The organism is Micromonospora sp. NPDC023869, from assembly GCF_055559695.1.
This window is the reverse complement of sequence record NZ_JBVHKD010000002.1, coordinates 871,325-888,568: the sequence shown is the minus strand read 5'-3', so window position 1 is coordinate 888,568 and position 17,244 is coordinate 871,325. Positions and strand designations below refer to the sequence as shown.

The following is a 17,244-nucleotide window of genomic DNA, read 5'->3' as shown; positions in this document are numbered from 1 at the left end:
GGCGACGGCCGCCGGAGGGCTTGAGTACGCTCGGGCCTGACCTCGCCCGAAATCTCCCACTGAGGAAGCGTGCCGTGACCCAGCAGAGCCCCGTGCCAGTCGACCCCGCCGACGACCTTCCCGAGCAGATGAAGGTCCGCCGGGAGAAGCGGGACCGGATGCTCGCCGACGGCGTCGAGCCGTACCCGGTCAGCTTCCACCGGACCAGCACGCTGGCCCAGGTGCGGGAGCGCTACGCCGACCTGCCGACGGACACCGCCACCGGTGACCAGGTGTCGGTCACCGGACGGGTGATCTTCGTACGGAACACCGGCAAGCTCTGTTTCGCCACGCTGCGCGACGGCGACGGCACCGAACTCCAGGCGATGCTCTCGCTGGACCGGGTCGGCCCCGAGCGGCTGGAGGACTGGAAGCGGCTGGTCGACCTCGGTGACCTCGTCGGGGTCACCGGCGAGGTGATCAGCAGCCGCCGAGGCGAGTTGTCGGTGCTGGCGCAGGAGTGGGTGACCACCGCCAAGGCGCTGCGCCCGCTGCCGGTGGCGCACAAGCCGCTGAGCGAGGAGGCCCGGGTCCGGCAGCGCTACGTCGACCTGATCGTGCGTCCGCAGGCCCGCCAGATGGTACGGACCCGGGCGACGGCGGTCCGCAGCCTCCGCGATTCCCTGCACGACACGGGTTTCCTCGAAGTGGAGACCCCGATGTTGCAGTTGCTGCACGGTGGCGCGACGGCCCGACCTTTCGTGACCCACAGCAATGCACTCGACACCGATCTCTATCTACGAATCGCGCCGGAACTGTTTCTCAAGCGCGCCGTGGTCGGCGGTGTCGAGCGAGTCTTCGAGATCAACCGCAACTTCCGGAATGAGGGCATCGACTCTTCGCACTCGCCCGAGTTCGCGATGCTGGAGGTGTACCAGGCGTACGGCGACTACAACACGATGGCCGAACTGACCCGCAATCTCGTGCAACAGGCGGCGGTGGCGGTCGCCGGGTCGACGGTGGTCACCCACGCCGACGGCCAGAAGTTCGACCTCGGTGGTCAGTGGCGTTCGGTGAGTCTGTTCGGCGTGCTTTCCGAGGCGCTCGGCGAGGAGGTCACGGTACGCACCGAGCACGCCCGCCTGGTCGAGTACGCCGACAAGGTGGGCCTCACCGTGGACCCCAAGTGGGGGTCGGGCAAGTTGGTCGAGGAACTCTTCGAGGAGTTGGTCGTGCCGGGTCTGGTGGCGCCGACCTTCGTGCGGGACTACCCGGAGGAGACCAGTCCGCTGACCCGTGGGCACCGCGAGGAGCCCGGGCTGGCCGAGAAGTGGGACCTGTACGTGCGCGGGGTCGAGTTGGCCACCGCGTACTCGGAGCTGGTCGACCCGGTGGTGCAGCGGGAGCGGCTGGTCGCGCAGGCGCAACTGGGCGCCCGTGGCGACGACGAGGCGATGCGGCTCGACGAGGACTTTCTCCGGGCGATGGAGTACGGAATGCCGCCGGCGGGTGGCATGGGAATGGGAATCGACCGGCTCCTGATGGCGCTGACCGGCCTGGGAATTCGGGAAACCATCTTGTTCCCCTTGGTTCGCCCCGAGTAGTCGACAGGGAACTTTCCGCCGCGATACCCGATCCTATTGACGCAACAAGCATCTGACGGGCTATTGTGCTCTGGTAACTGGCAGGTGCACCGAACCCTGCTCGAAAGGAATGTGGGACGTGGCCAAGCAGATCATTCAGAGGCTGGTCGATGACCTGGACGGCGGGGACGCGGACGAGACTGTCAAGTTCGCGCTCGACGGCGTTCAGTACGAGATCGACCTGTCGACTTCGAACGCCGAGAAATTGCGTGAGGCATTCGCTCCGTACATCTCCGGTGGGTCGAAGGTGGGACGCGGTGGCGTGGTCGTCGGAGGGCGTGCCGCCCGGGGCCGGGGCAGCGCGACGGCGGACCGCGAGCAGAACAAGGCCATCCGGGCCTGGGCCCGCAAGGCCGGCAAGGAGATCTCGGACCGGGGCCGGATCCCGCAGGAGATCGTCGACGAGTACCACTCCAAGGCCGGTCACTGAGACCAGGGTCGTTCGCCACGCCGGTTCGGAGCGCGTCTCCGGGCCGGCGCGGTCGTCTGGTGGGACGATGCGGTCGGGCCGAACGTTGTCCACAGCCGGTGGATGCGTTGTCCACAGCCTGTGGACGGCGGCTACGGGGTGCCCGTCCGGTGCCGGAAGGGCTCCGTAGGGTGCTCTCGGCGGCCCACGGCTCGTGCTCGAATTTCGCTCTGCGCGTACAGGCACCATGCCCGGAACACCGGTTGAGCGTGGATGGTTGTGCAAAACGACGCGTACCGGGCCACCGGCGGAGACACACGAGGTCAGCCGAGTCGGTCCGCGGCGATAGAGTAAAGAGGCGCGGACGCCCGTCCCGGGCGCTCGCGTATCCGGCCCCGCCGAGAGTCTTGACCACCAAGATCGAGTGCGCACGGCACGTGAGGAGCACGAGGGCATGTTCGAGCGGTTCACCGACCGAGCGCGACGGGTTGTCGTCCTGGCCCAGGAAGAGGCCCGGATGCTCAACCACAACTACATCGGTACGGAACACATCCTGTTGGGCCTGATCCACGAGGGTGAAGGCGTCGCGGCGAAGGCCCTGGAGAGCCTGGGGATCTCCCTGGAGGGCGTCCGCCAGCAGGTGGAGGAGATCATCGGCCAGGGCCAGCAGGCGCCGAGCGGGCACATCCCGTTCACGCCGCGGGCCAAGAAGGTGCTGGAGCTGTCGCTGCGCGAGGCTCTGCAACTCGGCCACAACTACATCGGTACGGAGCACATCCTGCTCGGCCTCATCCGCGAGGGCGAGGGCGTGGCCGCGCAGGTGCTGGTGAAGCTGGGCGCCGACCTGAACCGGGTCCGCCAGCAGGTGATCCAGCTGCTCTCCGGTTACCAGGGCAAGGAGCCGGCCGCCGCCGGCACCGCCCCGGGTGAGGCAGCCCCGTCGACCAGCCTGGTGCTCGACCAGTTCGGGCGGAACCTGACCCAGGCGGCCCGGGAGGGCAAGCTCGACCCGGTGATCGGTCGGGAGAAGGAAATCGAGCGGGTGATGCAGGTGCTCTCCCGCCGGACCAAGAACAACCCGGTCCTGATCGGCGAGCCCGGCGTCGGTAAGACCGCCGTGGTGGAGGGCCTGTCCCAGAAGATCATCAAGGGCGAGGTGCCCGAGACGCTCAAGGACAAGCAGCTCTACACGCTCGACCTGGGTGCGCTGGTGGCGGGTTCCCGCTACCGGGGTGACTTCGAGGAGCGCCTGAAGAAGGTGCTCAAGGAGATCCGCACCCGGGGCGACATCATCCTGTTCATCGACGAGATCCACACCCTGGTCGGCGCGGGCGCCGCCGAGGGTGCGATCGACGCGGCGAGCATCCTCAAGCCGATGCTGGCCCGTGGTGAGCTGCAGACCATCGGCGCGACCACGCTGGACGAGTACCGCAAGCACCTGGAGAAGGACGCCGCGTTGGAGCGTCGTTTCCAGCCGATCCAGGTGGGTGAGCCCTCGCTGGCCCACACCATCGAGATCCTCAAGGGCCTGCGGGACCGGTACGAGGCCCACCACCGCGTCAGCATCACGGATGCGGCGCTGGTGGCGGCGGCGACCCTGGCCGACCGGTACATCTCCGACCGGTTCCTGCCGGACAAGGCGATCGACCTGATCGACGAGGCCGGTGCCCGAATGCGGATCCGCCGGATGACCGCGCCGCCGGACCTGCGTGACTTCGACGAGCGCATCGCCCAGGTGCGCCGCGACAAGGAGTCCGCGATCGACGCGCAGGACTTCGAGCGCGCCGCGCAGCTGCGCGACAAGGAGAAGCAGCTGCTGGGCCAGAAGGCGCAGCGGGAGAAGGAGTGGAAGGCCGGTGACCTCGACGTCGTCAGCGAGGTCGACGACGAGCAGATCGCCGAGGTGCTCGGCAACTGGACCGGCATCCCGGTCTACAAGCTGACCGAGGAGGAGACCTCACGCCTGCTGCGCATGGAGGACGAGCTGCACAAGCGCGTCATCGGCCAGGAGGACGCGGTCAAGGCGGTCTCGAAGGCGATCCGGCGTACCCGCGCCGGCCTGAAGGACCCGAAGCGCCCGTCGGGGTCGTTCATCTTCGCCGGTCCGTCGGGTGTCGGTAAGACCGAGCTGTCCAAGGCGCTCGCCGAGTTCCTGTTCGGCAGCGAGGACGCCCTGATCCAGTTGGACATGTCCGAGTTCCATGACCGGTACACCGTGTCGCGGCTCGTGGGTGCGCCTCCCGGCTACGTCGGCTACGACGAGGGTGGCCAGCTGACCGAGAAGGTGCGGCGTCGGCCGTTCAGCGTGGTCCTCTTCGACGAGATCGAGAAGGCCCACCCGGACGTGTTCAACACGCTGCTCCAGATCCTGGAGGACGGTCGGCTCACCGACGGTCAGGGTCGGATCGTGGACTTCAAGAACACGGTCATCATCCTGACCACCAACCTGGGCACCCGGGACGTGGCCAAGGCGGTCTCGCTCGGCTTCCAGCAGTCGGAGGACTCCGAGTCCAACTACGACCGGATGAAGCAGAAGGTCAACGACGAACTCAAGCAGCACTTCCGGCCCGAGTTCCTCAACCGCATCGACGACACCATCGTCTTCCACCAGCTGCGTCAGAACGAGATCCTCCAGATCGTGGATATCATGATCGCCCGGATCGAGACCCAGCTGCGCAACAAGGACATGGGTCTCGAGTTGACCGACAACGCCAAGAAGTACCTGGCGTTGAAGGGCTTCGACCCGGTCCTGGGCGCTCGGCCGCTGCGTCGCACGATCCAGCGCGACATCGAGGACAACCTGTCCGAGCGGATCCTGTTCAACGAGCTGACCCCCGGTCAGATCGTGGTGGTCGACTGCGAGGGCGACCCGAACGACATCGACAAGTCCAAGCTCGTCTTCAAGGGCTCCGACCGGCCGGTCACCGTGCCGGACGCGGTCCCGGCCGACCTCGGCGGCAGCACCGCTGCGGCAGGCGCGGACGAGTAGGTAACCGGCTGGTTCGACCAGCGGCGGCCCGGTGGCATCTGCCACCGGGCCGCCGTCGTCTGTCGCCAGCCTGGCCAAGCGCCCAGAATCGGACATTCGGGAGACATGGCCGCACCAGGTCGCATCCCATCGCCCACGATCGCGCGGATGGACCCCGTCACCCCGCCGTCCGGGCATGGGCGGGCAGCCCGAGCGGTTGTACCGGGGGTGTTCGCAGCGGCTTTCGTACGCGGCCGGTGTCGACGGCTTCGCTGTCCCGCAGGGCGATTCGCGTACGCCCGGTAAGCCCGGAATGTGTGGCCTATCCGAGCCGTTGCACCCATGGCAGGCCACCCCACCGATCGTGGTGCCACCTGCTTCTTCCTTCCGATGCGGTATCCGCACCCTCCTGCACTTCCGGGTGTCGTGTCGATCCCCCGAGCTGGAAGGCATGATCATGACGACGTTGATGCGTAAGGCCGCCCTGACCGCCGCCGGTGCCGTCTGTGCCGGCGGGATGATCAGCGGACCGATGGCCGCGATGGCGGCGACGAACAGCACGGCGACGAACAACACCGACGCACTGTCCGCGGTGACGGAGCGCGGCCACGGCAAGGGTGAGCGGCAGCTCAAGGTCCGCTACCAGGCCCAGCCGAACTTCTACTACTGCGGTCCGGCGGCGGTGCGGAACGCCCTCAGCGTGTTGGACAAGGACGTCTCCCAGGACGACCTGGCCCGTGAGATGGGCACCACCGAGCGGGGCACCGACTCCGCGTTCGTGATCACCAAGGCGCTGAACAACAAGGCCGGTAAGGACGTCTACCGCACCGTGGAGATCCCCGGCCAGGTCGCCGACGAGGCCGAGACCGAGCGGTTGCGCGAGGACGTCGTCCGTACGGTCGACGACGGCCGGAGCGTGGTCGCCAACGTCTTCGGCACCGCTCTCGACACCGGCGGGGGCAGCCACTCGTTCGAGGCCGGCCACTACATCTCGGTGACCGGCTATCGCGACGGCGGCAGCCAGGTGAAGATCGCGGACTCGGCGGATCCCGCCAAGGCCGAGTACTGGATGGACACCGAGGTGCTGGCGGACTGGATCGCCAGCCGCGGCTACTCCGCCTGACCGAGCACCACCGATCGGGGCAGGCTTCCCGGTGTTGGACCGGGCAGGCCAGCCGCACCAGGCAGAACCGAGCGGGCCGGCTTCCCACATGGGGAGCCGGCCGCTCGTCTGTCCAGCCCACAACCGGGCCGGCCCTGACATCAGGTCGCCGTTCGGGTCGCCGTTCGAGGTCAAGCGACTTTCGGGAGTCCGAGGCCAGGCGGCGTCCGAGAGTGCGAGGTCAGCGGATCGGCCGGGTGTCCGAGGTCAGGTCGGCACCGGGGCCGGTGGGCCGTCGCCGACCAGGCGGAACGCGGTCTCGCCGACCGGCTCGACCAGGCCGTCGGTCACCAGCCCGGACAGCGCTCTGGCCCGCTGCACATCGTCCGACCAGACCTGGTCCAGCCGCTGGTGCGGCACCGGGCCGGTCGCCTCGCGTAGCACCCCGAGCAGCAGGCCGCGTACCTGGCGGTCGGTGCCGGCGTACCGCTGCGGGCGGCGGGTCGGGCCGTCCGGGGCCACCTGGCCCGACGCGCGCCACGCACAGCTCGTCTCCACGGGGCAGACACCGCAGCGAGGCGAGCGGGCGGTGCAGACCATCGCGCCCAGCTCCATGAACGCGGCGCTGGCCAGGGCGGCGGCCGCCGGTTCGACCGGCAGCAGCTCCTCGGTGGCGACCAGGTCCGCCGGCCGGGTCGCCGGGCCGGCGTCCGGCTCTCCGGCGATCGCCCGGCAGACCACCCGCCGCACGTTGGTGTCGACCACCGGGTGTCGTTGCCCGTACGCGAAGGCCGCCACCGCCCGCGCCGTGTACGTGCCGACCCCGGGCAGGGCGAGCAACTGCTCCAGTTGATCGGGCACCTGACCGCCGTGCCGATCCACGACGGCGACCGCGCACTCCCGCAGCCGGAGCGCCCGGCGGGGGTAGCCGAGCCGCCCCCACATCCGGATCGCCTCGGCCGGGCTGTCCTGCGCCAGTGCCGCCGGCGTGGGCCAACGGGCCAGCCACGCCTGCCAGGCGGGCAGCACCCGGACCACCGGGGTCTGCTGGAGCATGACCTCGCTGACCAGGATTGCCCACGGGCTGACGTCGGGATGGCGCCACGGCAGGTCCCGCGCGTTGCGCTCGTACCACCGGCTCACCAGGCCGGCGAAGGTGGGTTCTGTCATCGCGCCGCCGATCATGCCACGGGTGCCGGATTACGCCGACTGGACGGTCCGGCCACGGGCGCGGTATTCCGCCGACTGGACGGTCCGGGCGGGCCGCCACCGTCGGCGTACGTGGATCGGGGAGAATGCCCGGATGAACGAGCTCGCGATCACCGTCATCGGTCGGGACCGACCCGGCATCGTGGCCGACGTCGCCGAGGTGCTGGCCCGGCTCGGGGCGAACCTCACCGACAGCACCATGACCCGGCTGCGCGGACACTTCGCGATGACCCTGATCTGTGTGGGCCCGGCCGCCGCCGAGGTGGAGGCCGCACTGGCCACGCTGACCGCCGACGGCCAACTGCTGGCGACCGTACGCGAGGTCACGCCGGACGGGGAGACGGCTCCGGCCGGCGAGCCGTACGTGGTGGCGGTGCACGGTGCGGACCGGATGGGCATCGTGGCCGCGATGACCCGGGTGCTGACCGAGGCGGGCGGCAACGTCACCGATCTGAGTACCCGGTTGGTGGGGTCGCTCTACGTGGTGGTGGCCGAGGTCGAATTGCCGCCGGGTGCGGCCGAATCGCTCGCCGCCCGGCTGTCCGAGGCCGCCACGAATCTCGGTGTCGACGTCACTCTCCGTCCCGCCGAACCGGATCTGCTGTGAGCGGCGACGCGGGTACGCCGGACCTGGCCGCCGAGGCGTACGCCGGGCTGGGGGCGTGGACGCCCGAGTCGCTCGGTGCCGGCGCGGTCCTGCCGGTGGTCTCCGCCCCGCACACGGTGCTCAGTCGGGCCGGCGCGGAGGTCGACCCGACCGACGAGGAGACGATCCGGCTGGCGGCCGACCTGATCGCCACCATGCGGGTCTCGCCCGGCTGCGTCGGTCTGGCCGCACCGCAGGTGGGGGTGGGGGCGCAGGTGTTCGCGGTGGACGTGACGGGCCACCCCAAGGCGGTCACGCTGCACGGCACGTTCGCGCTCTGCAACGCGCGGGTGGTCGAGGCGACCCGGTGGAAGGCGGGCCGGGAGGGGTGCATGTCGGTGCCGGACCTGACCGGTGACGTCAAGCGCGCGAGCCGGCTGGTGGTCGAGGGGGCGCTGCCGGGCAGTGGCGAGCTGGTCCGCCTGGTCACCGACGGTTTCGAGGCGCGGGCCCTGCAACACGAGATCGACCACTGCGCCGGGCTGTTGTTCCTGGACCGGGTGGCCGGCGCGCACGCGATCTACCAACGCAAGGTGTATCTCTGACCGAGGCCGAACAGATACGGTGAGTGACGAATTGGCCTCGCTCACACCTCACACCGTCGTGAATGGAGAGTGGGTTCCGTTGGGTGCTGTCGACCCCGGCGCGTCGCTACCGTCCGTCGTGTGCGACGCCGCTACGGTGGGGGCATCATGCGTCTGACGGTCGGCCCCCTGTCTCCCGCGGTGTATTGGCGGCGTCGTGCCGTCGTGCTCGGCGCGGTCCTGCTCCTGCTGGTTGTCGTGCTCTACTCCTGTAACGGGCAGAGCGGCGATCCCGGCGCGACCGGCAACGGTCAGCCCGATCCCGGTGCGTCGACTGGTACGCCGGGGCCGACCGGGTCGGTGTTGACCCCGGAGACCGGCTCGCCCCCGTCAGGTGACGCCGGAGCCGGTCCGTCCACGCCGTCCGGCGACCCGGCGGCCAGTCCGTCGAACGAGCCGTCGCTCAGCAACGACCCGCCGGTCAACAACACCTCGACCGACGACGGCTCGTGCACCGACAACGAGATCGTGGTGACCGCCCAGGCTCTGCCCGGCGAGGTGGTACGCGGTGCCGCCGTCGACCTGCACCTCAAGATCCGCAACCGGGCGGAACGGACGTGTAGCCGGGACGTCGGCGCGGACGCGCAGGAGATCTTCATCAAGTCCGGCGCCGAGGTGGTCTGGTCCTCGGACACGTGTGGTACGGCCTCCGGGTCGGACACCCAGTCCTTCACGCCGGGATTCGAGCGCTCCTACCAGGTCGGCTGGAACGGCAAGGACAGCAGCCGGTGCGCCGAGGGAGTGGCGAACGGCCCGGTCGTGCAGGCCGGGACGTACGAGGTCTTCGCGCGGGTGGGTACCCGACTGAGCCAGCCGGCCAAGCTTCGGCTGACCGGCTGACCGGCACCGGCTCACGGCTCACCGGGCGGGGACCCGGGCCGTCCGGTGATCGCGGTCGGGCTCAGACGTAGCGTTCCAGGATGGACGCCTCGGCGAGCCGGGAGAGTCCCTCGCGTACGCCTCGGGCCCGCGCGTCGCCGACGCCCTCGACGGCCTGCAGGTCCTCGACCGTCGCGCCGAGCAGCCGCTGGAGGCTGCCGAAGTGCAGCACCAGCCGGTCCACCACCGCCACCGGCAGTCGGGGTACCTTGGCCAGCAGCCGGAAGCCGCGCGGGCTGACCGCCGCCTCCAGCGCGTCGGACGCGGCCGGGTAACCGATCGCCTTGGCGACCGACACCAGGTCGATCAGCTCGGTGGCGCTGAGCAGGTCCAGCTCGACCAGGGCCTCGTCGAGGGTGCGGGGCTTACGGCCGGTGGGCAGGTAGTCCCGGATGACCAGGGTGCGGTCGGCGTCCACGCCGGCCATCAGCTCGTCGAGCTGCAGGGCGAGCAGTCGGCCGTCGGTGCCCAGCTCGACCACGTAGCCGGCGATCTCGTCGGCGATCCGGCGGACCATCTCCAGCCGTTGCACCACGGCCACCGCGTCCCGGACGGTGACCAGGTCCTCGATCTCCAGCGCGGAGAGGGTGCCGGAGACCTCGTCCAGCCGGAGCTTGTAGCGCTCCAGGGTGGCCAACGCCTGGTTGGCCCGGGACAGGATGGCCGCCGAGTCGTCCAGCACGTGCCGCTGACCGTTGACGTAGAGGCTGATGATCCGCATCGACTGACTGACCGAGATCACCGGGTAACCGGTCTGCCGGGCCACCCGCTCGGCGGTGCGGTGCCGGGTGCCGGACTCCTCGGTCGGGATGGTCGGGTCGGGCATCAGGTGCACGGCGGCCCGGACGATCCGGGTGCCGTCGCTGGAGAGCACCACCGCGCCGTCCATCTTGCACAGCTCACGGACCCGGGTGGCGGAGAACTCGACGTCCAGCGGGAAACCGCCCGTGCACAGACCCTCGACCACCTTGTCGTACCCGAGGACGATCAGTGCGCCGGTGCGACCGCGCAGGATGCGCTCCAAGCCGTCGCGGAGCGCGGTGCCCGGCGCCATCAGCGCCAGATTCGCGCGCAGCGGGTCGCCGGCGCTGCCGCCCCCGGTCACGCTGACGCTGATCGGACGAGCGGGCGAGCCCACGGCACCGGTGCGGGCGTGGGGTGTCGCGCCGGCAGGCTTGGTGGTTTCGCGGTCGATCGGCACGGGCACAGTCTACGGACTGCCCTGCGGTGGGTGCTCCTGTGGTTACTGGGATGTGTCACGATTCGGCCCGTCCCGTCCGCCCCGTCCGCCGGAGACGCGGCTCACTCCGCCGAAGCCCGGGCTGCGGCCTGCAACGCCGCCCGGACGTCGGACACCTCCACCACCCGCATCTGCTCCGGCCCGGCGCCGGTGCTCGCGGGTCCGCATCCGGGCGGCACCAGGGCCAGCCGGAACCCGAGCCGGGCCGCCTCGGAGAGTCGGCGCGGCACCGCGCCCACCCGGCGTACCTCGCCGGTCAGGCCGACTTCGCCGATCGCCACCAGGTGCGGCGCGATCGCCAGGTTCAGGCCGCCGGAGGCGACCGCGAGGGCGACCGCCAGGTCCGCGGACGGCTCCACCACCCGGATGCCGCCGACGGTGGCTGCGAAGACCTCCCGGTCGTGCAGGGTGAGTCGTTCGGTGCGACGCTGGAGCACCGCGAGCACCATCGCCAGCCGGGCCGAGTCCAGCCCGGAGACGGTACGCCGGGGCGAACCGGCCACCGTGGCGCCGATCAACGCCTGCACCTCGGTCACCAGTGCCCGGCGTCCCTCCATCGCCACCGTCACGCAGGTGCCCGGCACCGGCTCGCTGTAGCGGGTGAGGAACAGCCCGGACGGGTCGGCCAGGCTGCTGATGCCGCCCTCGTGCATCTCGAAGCAGCCCACCTCGTCGGCCGCGCCGAACCGGTTCTTGACGCCGCGCACCATCCGCAGCGAGGAGTGCTTGTCGCCCTCGAAGTGCAGCACCACGTCGACCAGGTGCTCCAGCACCCGGGGACCGGCCACCTGGCCGTCCTTGGTCACGTGGCCGACCAGCACGGTGGCGATGCCGCGCTCCTTGGCGACCGAGACCAGGGCGGCGGTGACCGCCCGCACCTGGGTCACCCCGCCCGGCACACCCTCGGTGCCGGTGGTGGAGATGGTCTGCACCGAGTCGAGCACCAGCAGGCCGGGCTTGACCGCGTCGAGGTGGCCGAGCACCGCCGCGAGGTCGCTCTCGGCGGCCAGGTAGAGCTGGTCGTGCAGGGTGCCCATCCGCTCGGCCCGCAGCCGGACCTGGCTGACCGACTCCTCGCCGCTGACCACCAGCGAGGGGCTGCCCGCGCCGGCGGCCCACTGCTGGGCCACGTCGAGCAGCAGGGTGGACTTGCCGACTCCCGGCTCACCGGCGAGCAGCACCACCGCCCCGGGCACCAGTCCGCCGCCGAGCACCCGGTCCAGCTCGCTGACGCCGGTGGGCCGGGCGCGCGCCGGTGCGGCACTGATGGTGGCGATGGGCCGGGCCGGCTCGGCGGGCATCCGGGAGCTGACCACGCGTCCGGAGACGGTCGGGCCGGTGACGGTGCACTCGACCACCGAGCCCCACTCGCCGCACTCCGGGCAGCGCCCCACCCACTTGGGCGGCTGGTGCCCGCAGGCGTCGCACTCGTACGCGGGGCGGGGCTCACGGGCGGCGGCCCTGCCGCGCCCGCCACCCGCTCCCCGGGCCGGGGTCGATCGGGAGATGCTCACCCGAGCGACGCTAACCCCCCGGTACGACGACGGCACCGTCGGCATGGGTGCACCACGCCGACGGTGCCGTCGGAAACTCCGGCGGGACGGGTCAGTGGCCGCCTTCGCCCTCGAACTCGGTGTGCCGCTCGATGATCGGCGACGGCGGCGGGGCCGGGCTGAGCGGCACGGCCACCGGGGCCGGACTGGTGATCGTGTTGCCGTCACCGAAGTCGAAGCTGACCGTGATGTTCTGACCCGCGAGCAGAGCCGAGTTCAGCCCGAGGAGCTGGAGCACCTGCTCGCCCTCGGTGTTGAGCTGCACGTAGCTCAGCGGCGGGATCTCGATCCGGGCCGGGCCGCCGGCCGGCGACTCGGTCGCGTCGGGCGAGGGCGTCTCGTCCGGGGAGGGCGTCTCGTCCGGCGACGGGGAACCGCCCGGGGAGGGGGTGCCCTCCGGGGACTGCTCCGGCGACGGGGAGCCGGTCGGCGAGGGCGAGGCCGTGGGCGACGGGCTGGTCGCGGCCTGGACCGTGGTGAGTACCACCTCGCGGGCATCCGACGAGGTGACGGTCACGGTGACCGGGTCGGGCGAGTCGTTGTAGAAGAGCGCGTTCAGGATGGCGTCGTCGCCGGCCTGGTAGCCCTCCACGCCGGGGTAGGCGACCAGCACGCTGCGGACGCCGTACCGGCCGTCCTCGGCCTGGAGGTCGACGCCCTGGATCGACGGGACCTTGTTCGCCGTCTCGGAGATCTGACCGGCGCCGCATCCCGACAGCAGCAGCATGCCGGCTGCCGCCGCGATCCCGGGCAGCAGCACGGCAGCCCGCCGGGAACCCCTGATCGAGCGCGTCACGTCGGTCCTCCTCGTCACGATCACACCCCGGCGACGTCGCCGGAACCGCTGGCCATACCCGCGCAGACCGATTCCCAGCGTAGTTGGAGCTGATCGTGGCCCGCACGGCGACCCGGTGCTGCCACCTGCCGGGGGACGTGGTCAGACCAGTCGACCACTCGTGACCAGCAGGACGACATCGATCAGGGCCACCAGCATGACGGCCCGGAAGGCGGCCACCGAGCGGGCCCCGGGCCGGTCGGCGGTGCGTCCGGCGTACCAGGCGAGAACCAGGATGATCACGGCCGCGACGACCGCCGCGAGCCCGAGGCCGGACGGCGGGCCGGGTGGGCCCAGCACCAGCGTGACGGTCGCCGCGACGAGCAGCCCGACGGCAGCCGCCCGGCTGCCCGCCGGACCCACCCGATGCGGCATGCCGCGCACCCCGGTTCGGGCGTCGTCGACGAAATCGGGCAGCACGTTGGCGAAGTGCGCACCGGCGCCGAGCAGGGCCGCAGCGGCGACCAGCCACACCGGCGGCGTCGGCGCGCCGGGCAGCGCCAGCACCACGAAGGCGGGCAGCGCGCCGAAGGAGATGGCGTACGGCAGCACCGAGGCCGGGGTCCACTTGAGCGGCCAGTCGTACAGCAGGGCCGAGACCAACGCGACGACGGCGCAGAGCGCAGCGGCCGGGTTCGTGGTCAGGGCCAGCCCCACGGTCGTGACGGCGGCCAGCCCGGCGGCCACCGCGACGACCCGCCGGCTGACGACACCGGCGGCCACCGGCTTGTCGGTACGCCCCACCGCGGCGTCCCGGTCGGCGTCGAGCGCGTCGTTGGTCCACCCCACCGCGAACTGGCTCGCCGCCACCGTCAGCGCCACCACGGCGATTCCGCCGGGTGGGTGCCCGACGCCGGCCGCGAGCAGACCGGCCACTGTGGTGACGGCCATCGTCGGCTCTGGATGGCTCGCTCTGACCAGCCCTAACACCGTGGACGACATAACGGAAGTCTGGTCGTTACCGGCTAGTCGTGCCACGCTCGGTGAATGCGTGACGCCGGCTTGAGCCTGCCCCGCAACGACCTGCGTCAGTACGACGACCTGGCCGGCGAATGGTGGCGACCGGACGGCGCGTTCGCGATGCTGCACTGGCTGGCCGAGGCGCGGGCGGCCATGGTGCCACCGGCGACGCGACCCGACGCGCTTCTGGTCGACCTCGGGTGCGGCGCCGGTCTGCTCGCTCCGCACCTGGTCGGCAAGGGCTACCGCCACGTGGGAGTGGACCTGACCCGGTCCGCGCTGGCCCAGGCGGCCGCGCACGGCGTGACGGTGGTCAACGGAGACGCCACGGCGGTGCCCCTCGCCGACCGGTGCGCCGACGTGGTGGCCGCCGGTGAGCTGCTGGAACACGTACCCGACTGGCGGGCCGTGGTGGCGCAGGCCTGCCGCCTGCTGCGTCCCGGCGGGTTGCTGGTGCTGGACACGCTCAACGACACCGCGCTGTGTCGGCTGGTCGCGGTCCGCATCGCCGAGCGGCTGCCGACCGTGCCGCGCGGCATCCACGACCCACGGTTGTTCGTGGACCATCGTGAGCTGGTGGCCGAGTGTGCCCGCCACGGCGTGGACCTACGGGTCCGGGGTGTCCGCCCGGCGGTGCCGGGCCTGCTGCGCTGGCTGTTTCGACAGGTACGCGGCGCGGCGACGCCGCCCGGTCAGGCGCCCCGGATCGTGCCGACCGGTTCGCCGGCCGTGCTCTACCAGGGACGCGGGGTGTACGGCGGGTAGCCGGTCCGGGCGGGGGTAGGGGAAGCCGAGAAGGGGGTTCCATGAGCGAGCGTCAGCGAGCGAGTCATCGGCTCAGTGCGTGGGTGTCTCGTGGCGGCACGCAGCGTAGCGGAGTGCCGACATGAGCGAGCGTCAGCGAGCGAGTCATCGGCTCAGTGCGTGGGTGTCTCGTGGCGGCACGCAGCGTAGCGGAGTGCTGACATGAGCGAGCGCTTTGCAGCGGTGGACGCCGCGCGGCGGCTGACGCCCCGGCTGGCCGCTCGCGCGGCCGAGCACGACCGGGACGGGTCGTTCCCGGTCGACGACTTCGCCGATCTCGGTGCGGCCGGGCTGTTCGGGCTGATGGTCCCCGCCGAGTTGGGCGGCACCGGGGCGACGTTCGCCGGGTACGCGGCCGTCGCCACCGAACTGGCCCGGGGCAACGGCGCCACGGCTCTGGTGTTCAACATGCACGCCTCGGTCACCGGCGCCCTGGGCGCGGTCACCGAGGAACTGGCCGAGGCGTTGGGCGTACCGGAGGAGGCGCTCGCAGCCCGCGACCGGTTGCTGCGGGCGGCGGCCGAGGGTGCCTGGTACGCGGTCGCGATGAGCGAACGTGGTGCCGGTGCCCGGCTGTCCCAGCTCACCACGGTCTACGAGCCGGTCGACGGCGGCTGGCGGATCAAGGGCAGCAAGACCTTCTGCTCGGGTGCCGGCCACGCCGACGGTTACCTGGTGGCGGCCCGCAGCGCGGCCGACCCGTCGGTGGTCTCGCAGTTCCTGGTCCCGGCCGGTGCGGGCCTGACCGTCGAGCCGACCTGGGACGCGCTCGGCATGCGCGCGACCGCCTCGCACGACCTTCACCTGGACGTCACCGTGCCCGCCGATCGGCTGCTCGGCGGGGTGGAGGGTCTGGCCCTGGTGGTCGCCCAACTCATGCCGCACTGGCTGGTGGCCAGCTACGCCGCCGTCTACGTCGGGGTGGCGCGCGCGTCGATCGACGCGGCGGCGGAACACCTGCACGCCCGGGGTCTGACGCACCTGCCGGCGGTCCGCGCCCGGTTGGGGCGGGCCGACGCGGCGGTGGCGGCGGCGCAGCTCGCGGTCGCCGAGGCGGCCCGCCGGGTGGACGAGGCGCCGGGCGACGCCGAGACGAACCGCTGGGTGTGGCGGGCCAAGCTGCTGGCCGGTACGACCGCGGCGGAGGCGGCCGCGTCCATGCTGGAGGCGGCCGGCACCTCCGCCACCCGGCGTGGTCACCCGTTGGAACGCCTCTATCGGGACGCCCGTTGCGGGTCGCTGCACCCGGCCACCTCCGACGTCTGCGCCGACTGGTTGGGCATCGCCGCGCTCGGCGGCGACCCGGACCGTGACGGGTCGGCTCCTCGTTGGTGAGCGTGAGGAGCCCGAGCGAGCGGAAGGTGGGACGGTGACCGTACCGGTGATCGCGGGTGTGGGTACGGCTCATCCGCCCTCGGCCGACCAGCAGGAACTCTGGGAGAGGTTCTTCTCCCGGCACTATTCCGGTAGCACCCGTGCGCTCGCCGAACGGATCTTCGCGAACTCGGGGGTGAGCCGCCGACAGGCGGCGGTGAGTCCGTTGATCGAGGACGTCTCGGACTGGCCGACCGAGCGGCGGATGCGCCGCTACCAGGTGGAGGCGTTGCCGCTGGGCAAGGAGGCGGTCGGCCGCGCGTTGACCTCGGCCGGTCTGGACGCCGGGGACGTCGGTCTCTTCGTGGTCTGCTCCTGCACCGGGTACGCCACCCCGGGGCTGGACATCCTGCTCGCCCGTGACCTGGGCATGTCCCCGACGACGCAGCGGATGTTCGTCGGCCACATGGGCTGTTACGCGGCCCTGCCCGGGTTGGGCGCGGCGAGTGACTTCGTGGTCTCCCGGGGCCGCCCGGCGTTGCTGCTCTGCGCCGAGCTGACCAGCCTGCACCTGCAACCCTCGTCGGCCCGGGTGGACACCCAGCAGATCGTCTCCCACGCGCTCTTCTCGGACGCCGCGGTCGCCGCCGTGCTCGTCCCCGGTGGTCGGGGGTACGCGGTACGCGAGGTCACCTCGGTCACCGACACCTCCACGGCCGATCACATGACGTGGGACGTGACCGACACCGGCTTCCGGATGGGGCTCTCGCCGAAGGTGCCGCAGGTGCTGTCGACCCACGTACGCGGGCTGGTGGAGGATCTGCTGGTCCGGCACGGCGCCACGGTGTCCGGGGTGGACGGCTGGGCGGTGCACCCGGGCGGCCCTCGCATCCTGAACGTGGTGGAGCGCGAACTGGAGTTGCCGCTGACCGGTTTGGCGGCGTCCCGGGCGACGCTGGACGAGCATGGCAACTGCTCGTCCCCGACGGTGCTGCTGATCCTCGACCGTCTGCTGCGGGCCGCGCCGTCACCGCGCCGGGTGGTGATGCTCGCCTTCGGCCCCGGTCTGACTCTCTACGCGGTCCTGCTGGAACGTCATGTCTGACCGTGCGGGCGGCT

At 71.4% G+C, this 17,244-nt stretch carries 15 protein-coding genes; 10 read left to right on the top strand and 5 right to left on the bottom strand.

Going from position 1 to position 17,244, the window contains the following annotated elements; all coding sequences use genetic code 11:
* Nucleotides 1-74 precede the first annotated feature (74 nt).
* The 4 genes from lysS to ACZ31C_RS09840 all read left to right on the top strand — a co-directional run bounded on the left by lysS (nt 75) and on the right by ACZ31C_RS09840 (nt 6,122).
* Nucleotides 75-1,583: a lysine--tRNA ligase gene (lysS, locus tag ACZ31C_RS09855; RefSeq protein ID WP_465794883.1), complete on the top strand. Its 1,509-nt coding sequence runs from the start codon at nt 75-77 to the stop codon at nt 1,581-1,583.
* A gap of 118 nt (nt 1,584-1,701) precedes the next feature.
* Nucleotides 1,702-2,052 (top strand): histone-like nucleoid-structuring protein Lsr2, encoded by a 351-nt coding sequence (locus ACZ31C_RS09850; RefSeq protein ID WP_350700676.1) that lies wholly within the window; start codon nt 1,702-1,704, stop codon nt 2,050-2,052.
* Between the two features lie 433 nt (nt 2,053-2,485).
* A complete protein-coding gene (locus ACZ31C_RS09845; protein WP_131053723.1) occupies nt 2,486-5,020 on the top strand; it encodes an ATP-dependent Clp protease ATP-binding subunit in 2,535 nt (844 codons plus the stop codon).
* 433 nt (nt 5,021-5,453) lie between these two features.
* Entirely contained in the window at nt 5,454-6,122 is a 669-nt protein-coding gene (locus ACZ31C_RS09840) for a C39 family peptidase (protein ID WP_396742467.1), read from the top strand.
* Nucleotides 6,123-6,368: 246 nt separating this feature from the next.
* On the opposite strand, the gene ACZ31C_RS09835 is transcribed toward ACZ31C_RS09840, so the two are convergent.
* A complete protein-coding gene (locus tag ACZ31C_RS09835; protein ID WP_465794882.1) occupies nt 6,369-7,271 on the bottom strand; it encodes an HhH-GPD family protein in 903 nt (300 codons plus the stop codon).
* Nucleotides 7,272-7,404: 133 nt separating this feature from the next.
* On the opposite strand from ACZ31C_RS09835, the gene ACZ31C_RS09830 reads away from it, so the two are divergent.
* The 3 genes from ACZ31C_RS09830 to ACZ31C_RS09820 all read left to right on the top strand — a co-directional run bounded on the left by ACZ31C_RS09830 (nt 7,405) and on the right by ACZ31C_RS09820 (nt 9,380).
* Nucleotides 7,405-7,917 (top strand): glycine cleavage system transcriptional repressor, encoded by a 513-nt coding sequence (locus ACZ31C_RS09830; protein ID WP_465794881.1) that lies wholly within the window; start codon nt 7,405-7,407, stop codon nt 7,915-7,917.
* A 23-nt stretch (nt 7,918-7,940) separates the two neighbouring features.
* Nucleotides 7,941-8,501 carry a peptide deformylase gene (locus ACZ31C_RS09825; protein WP_465795020.1) on the top strand — a complete coding sequence of 187 codons (561 nt, stop codon included), beginning with the start codon at nt 7,941-7,943 and terminating at the stop codon, nt 8,499-8,501.
* 147 nt (nt 8,502-8,648) lie between these two features.
* Nucleotides 8,649-9,380: a hypothetical protein gene (locus ACZ31C_RS09820; protein WP_396742139.1), complete on the top strand. Its 732-nt coding sequence runs from the start codon at nt 8,649-8,651 to the stop codon at nt 9,378-9,380.
* 61 nt (nt 9,381-9,441) lie between these two features.
* Here ACZ31C_RS09820 and disA read toward each other — a convergent pair whose 3' ends face one another.
* From disA to ACZ31C_RS09800, 4 genes are all read right to left on the bottom strand, one after another.
* Nucleotides 9,442-10,620, bottom strand: coding sequence for a DNA integrity scanning diadenylate cyclase DisA (gene disA / locus ACZ31C_RS09815; protein ID WP_350699166.1), 1,179 nt, complete (start codon nt 10,618-10,620; stop codon nt 9,442-9,444).
* 101 nt (nt 10,621-10,721) lie between these two features.
* Nucleotides 10,722-12,173 carry a DNA repair protein RadA gene (gene radA / locus ACZ31C_RS09810; RefSeq protein WP_396742136.1) on the bottom strand — a complete coding sequence of 484 codons (1,452 nt, stop codon included), beginning with the start codon at nt 12,171-12,173 and terminating at the stop codon, nt 10,722-10,724.
* Nucleotides 12,174-12,264: 91 nt separating this feature from the next.
* Complete coding sequence (locus ACZ31C_RS09805; RefSeq protein ID WP_396742134.1) at nt 12,265-13,008, bottom strand: hypothetical protein; 744 nt, start codon at nt 13,006-13,008, stop codon at nt 12,265-12,267.
* A 141-nt stretch (nt 13,009-13,149) separates the two neighbouring features.
* Nucleotides 13,150-13,989, bottom strand: a complete 840-nt coding sequence (locus ACZ31C_RS09800) for a UbiA family prenyltransferase (RefSeq protein ID WP_465794880.1) — start codon at nt 13,987-13,989, stop codon at nt 13,150-13,152.
* 45 nt (nt 13,990-14,034) lie between these two features.
* On the opposite strand from ACZ31C_RS09800, the gene ACZ31C_RS09795 reads away from it, so the two are divergent.
* From ACZ31C_RS09795 to ACZ31C_RS09785, 3 genes are all read left to right on the top strand, one after another.
* The gene (locus ACZ31C_RS09795; protein WP_465794879.1) at nt 14,035-14,772 is read left to right on the top strand and encodes a methyltransferase domain-containing protein; all 738 of its coding nucleotides are present in this window, start codon (nt 14,035-14,037) and stop codon (nt 14,770-14,772) included.
* 201 nt (nt 14,773-14,973) lie between these two features.
* Nucleotides 14,974-16,146 carry an acyl-CoA dehydrogenase family protein gene (locus ACZ31C_RS09790; RefSeq protein ID WP_465794878.1) on the top strand — a complete coding sequence of 391 codons (1,173 nt, stop codon included), beginning with the start codon at nt 14,974-14,976 and terminating at the stop codon, nt 16,144-16,146.
* A 34-nt stretch (nt 16,147-16,180) separates the two neighbouring features.
* Nucleotides 16,181-17,230 (top strand): type III polyketide synthase, encoded by a 1,050-nt coding sequence (locus ACZ31C_RS09785; protein WP_465794877.1) that lies wholly within the window; start codon nt 16,181-16,183, stop codon nt 17,228-17,230.
* Nucleotides 17,231-17,244 lie beyond the last annotated feature (14 nt).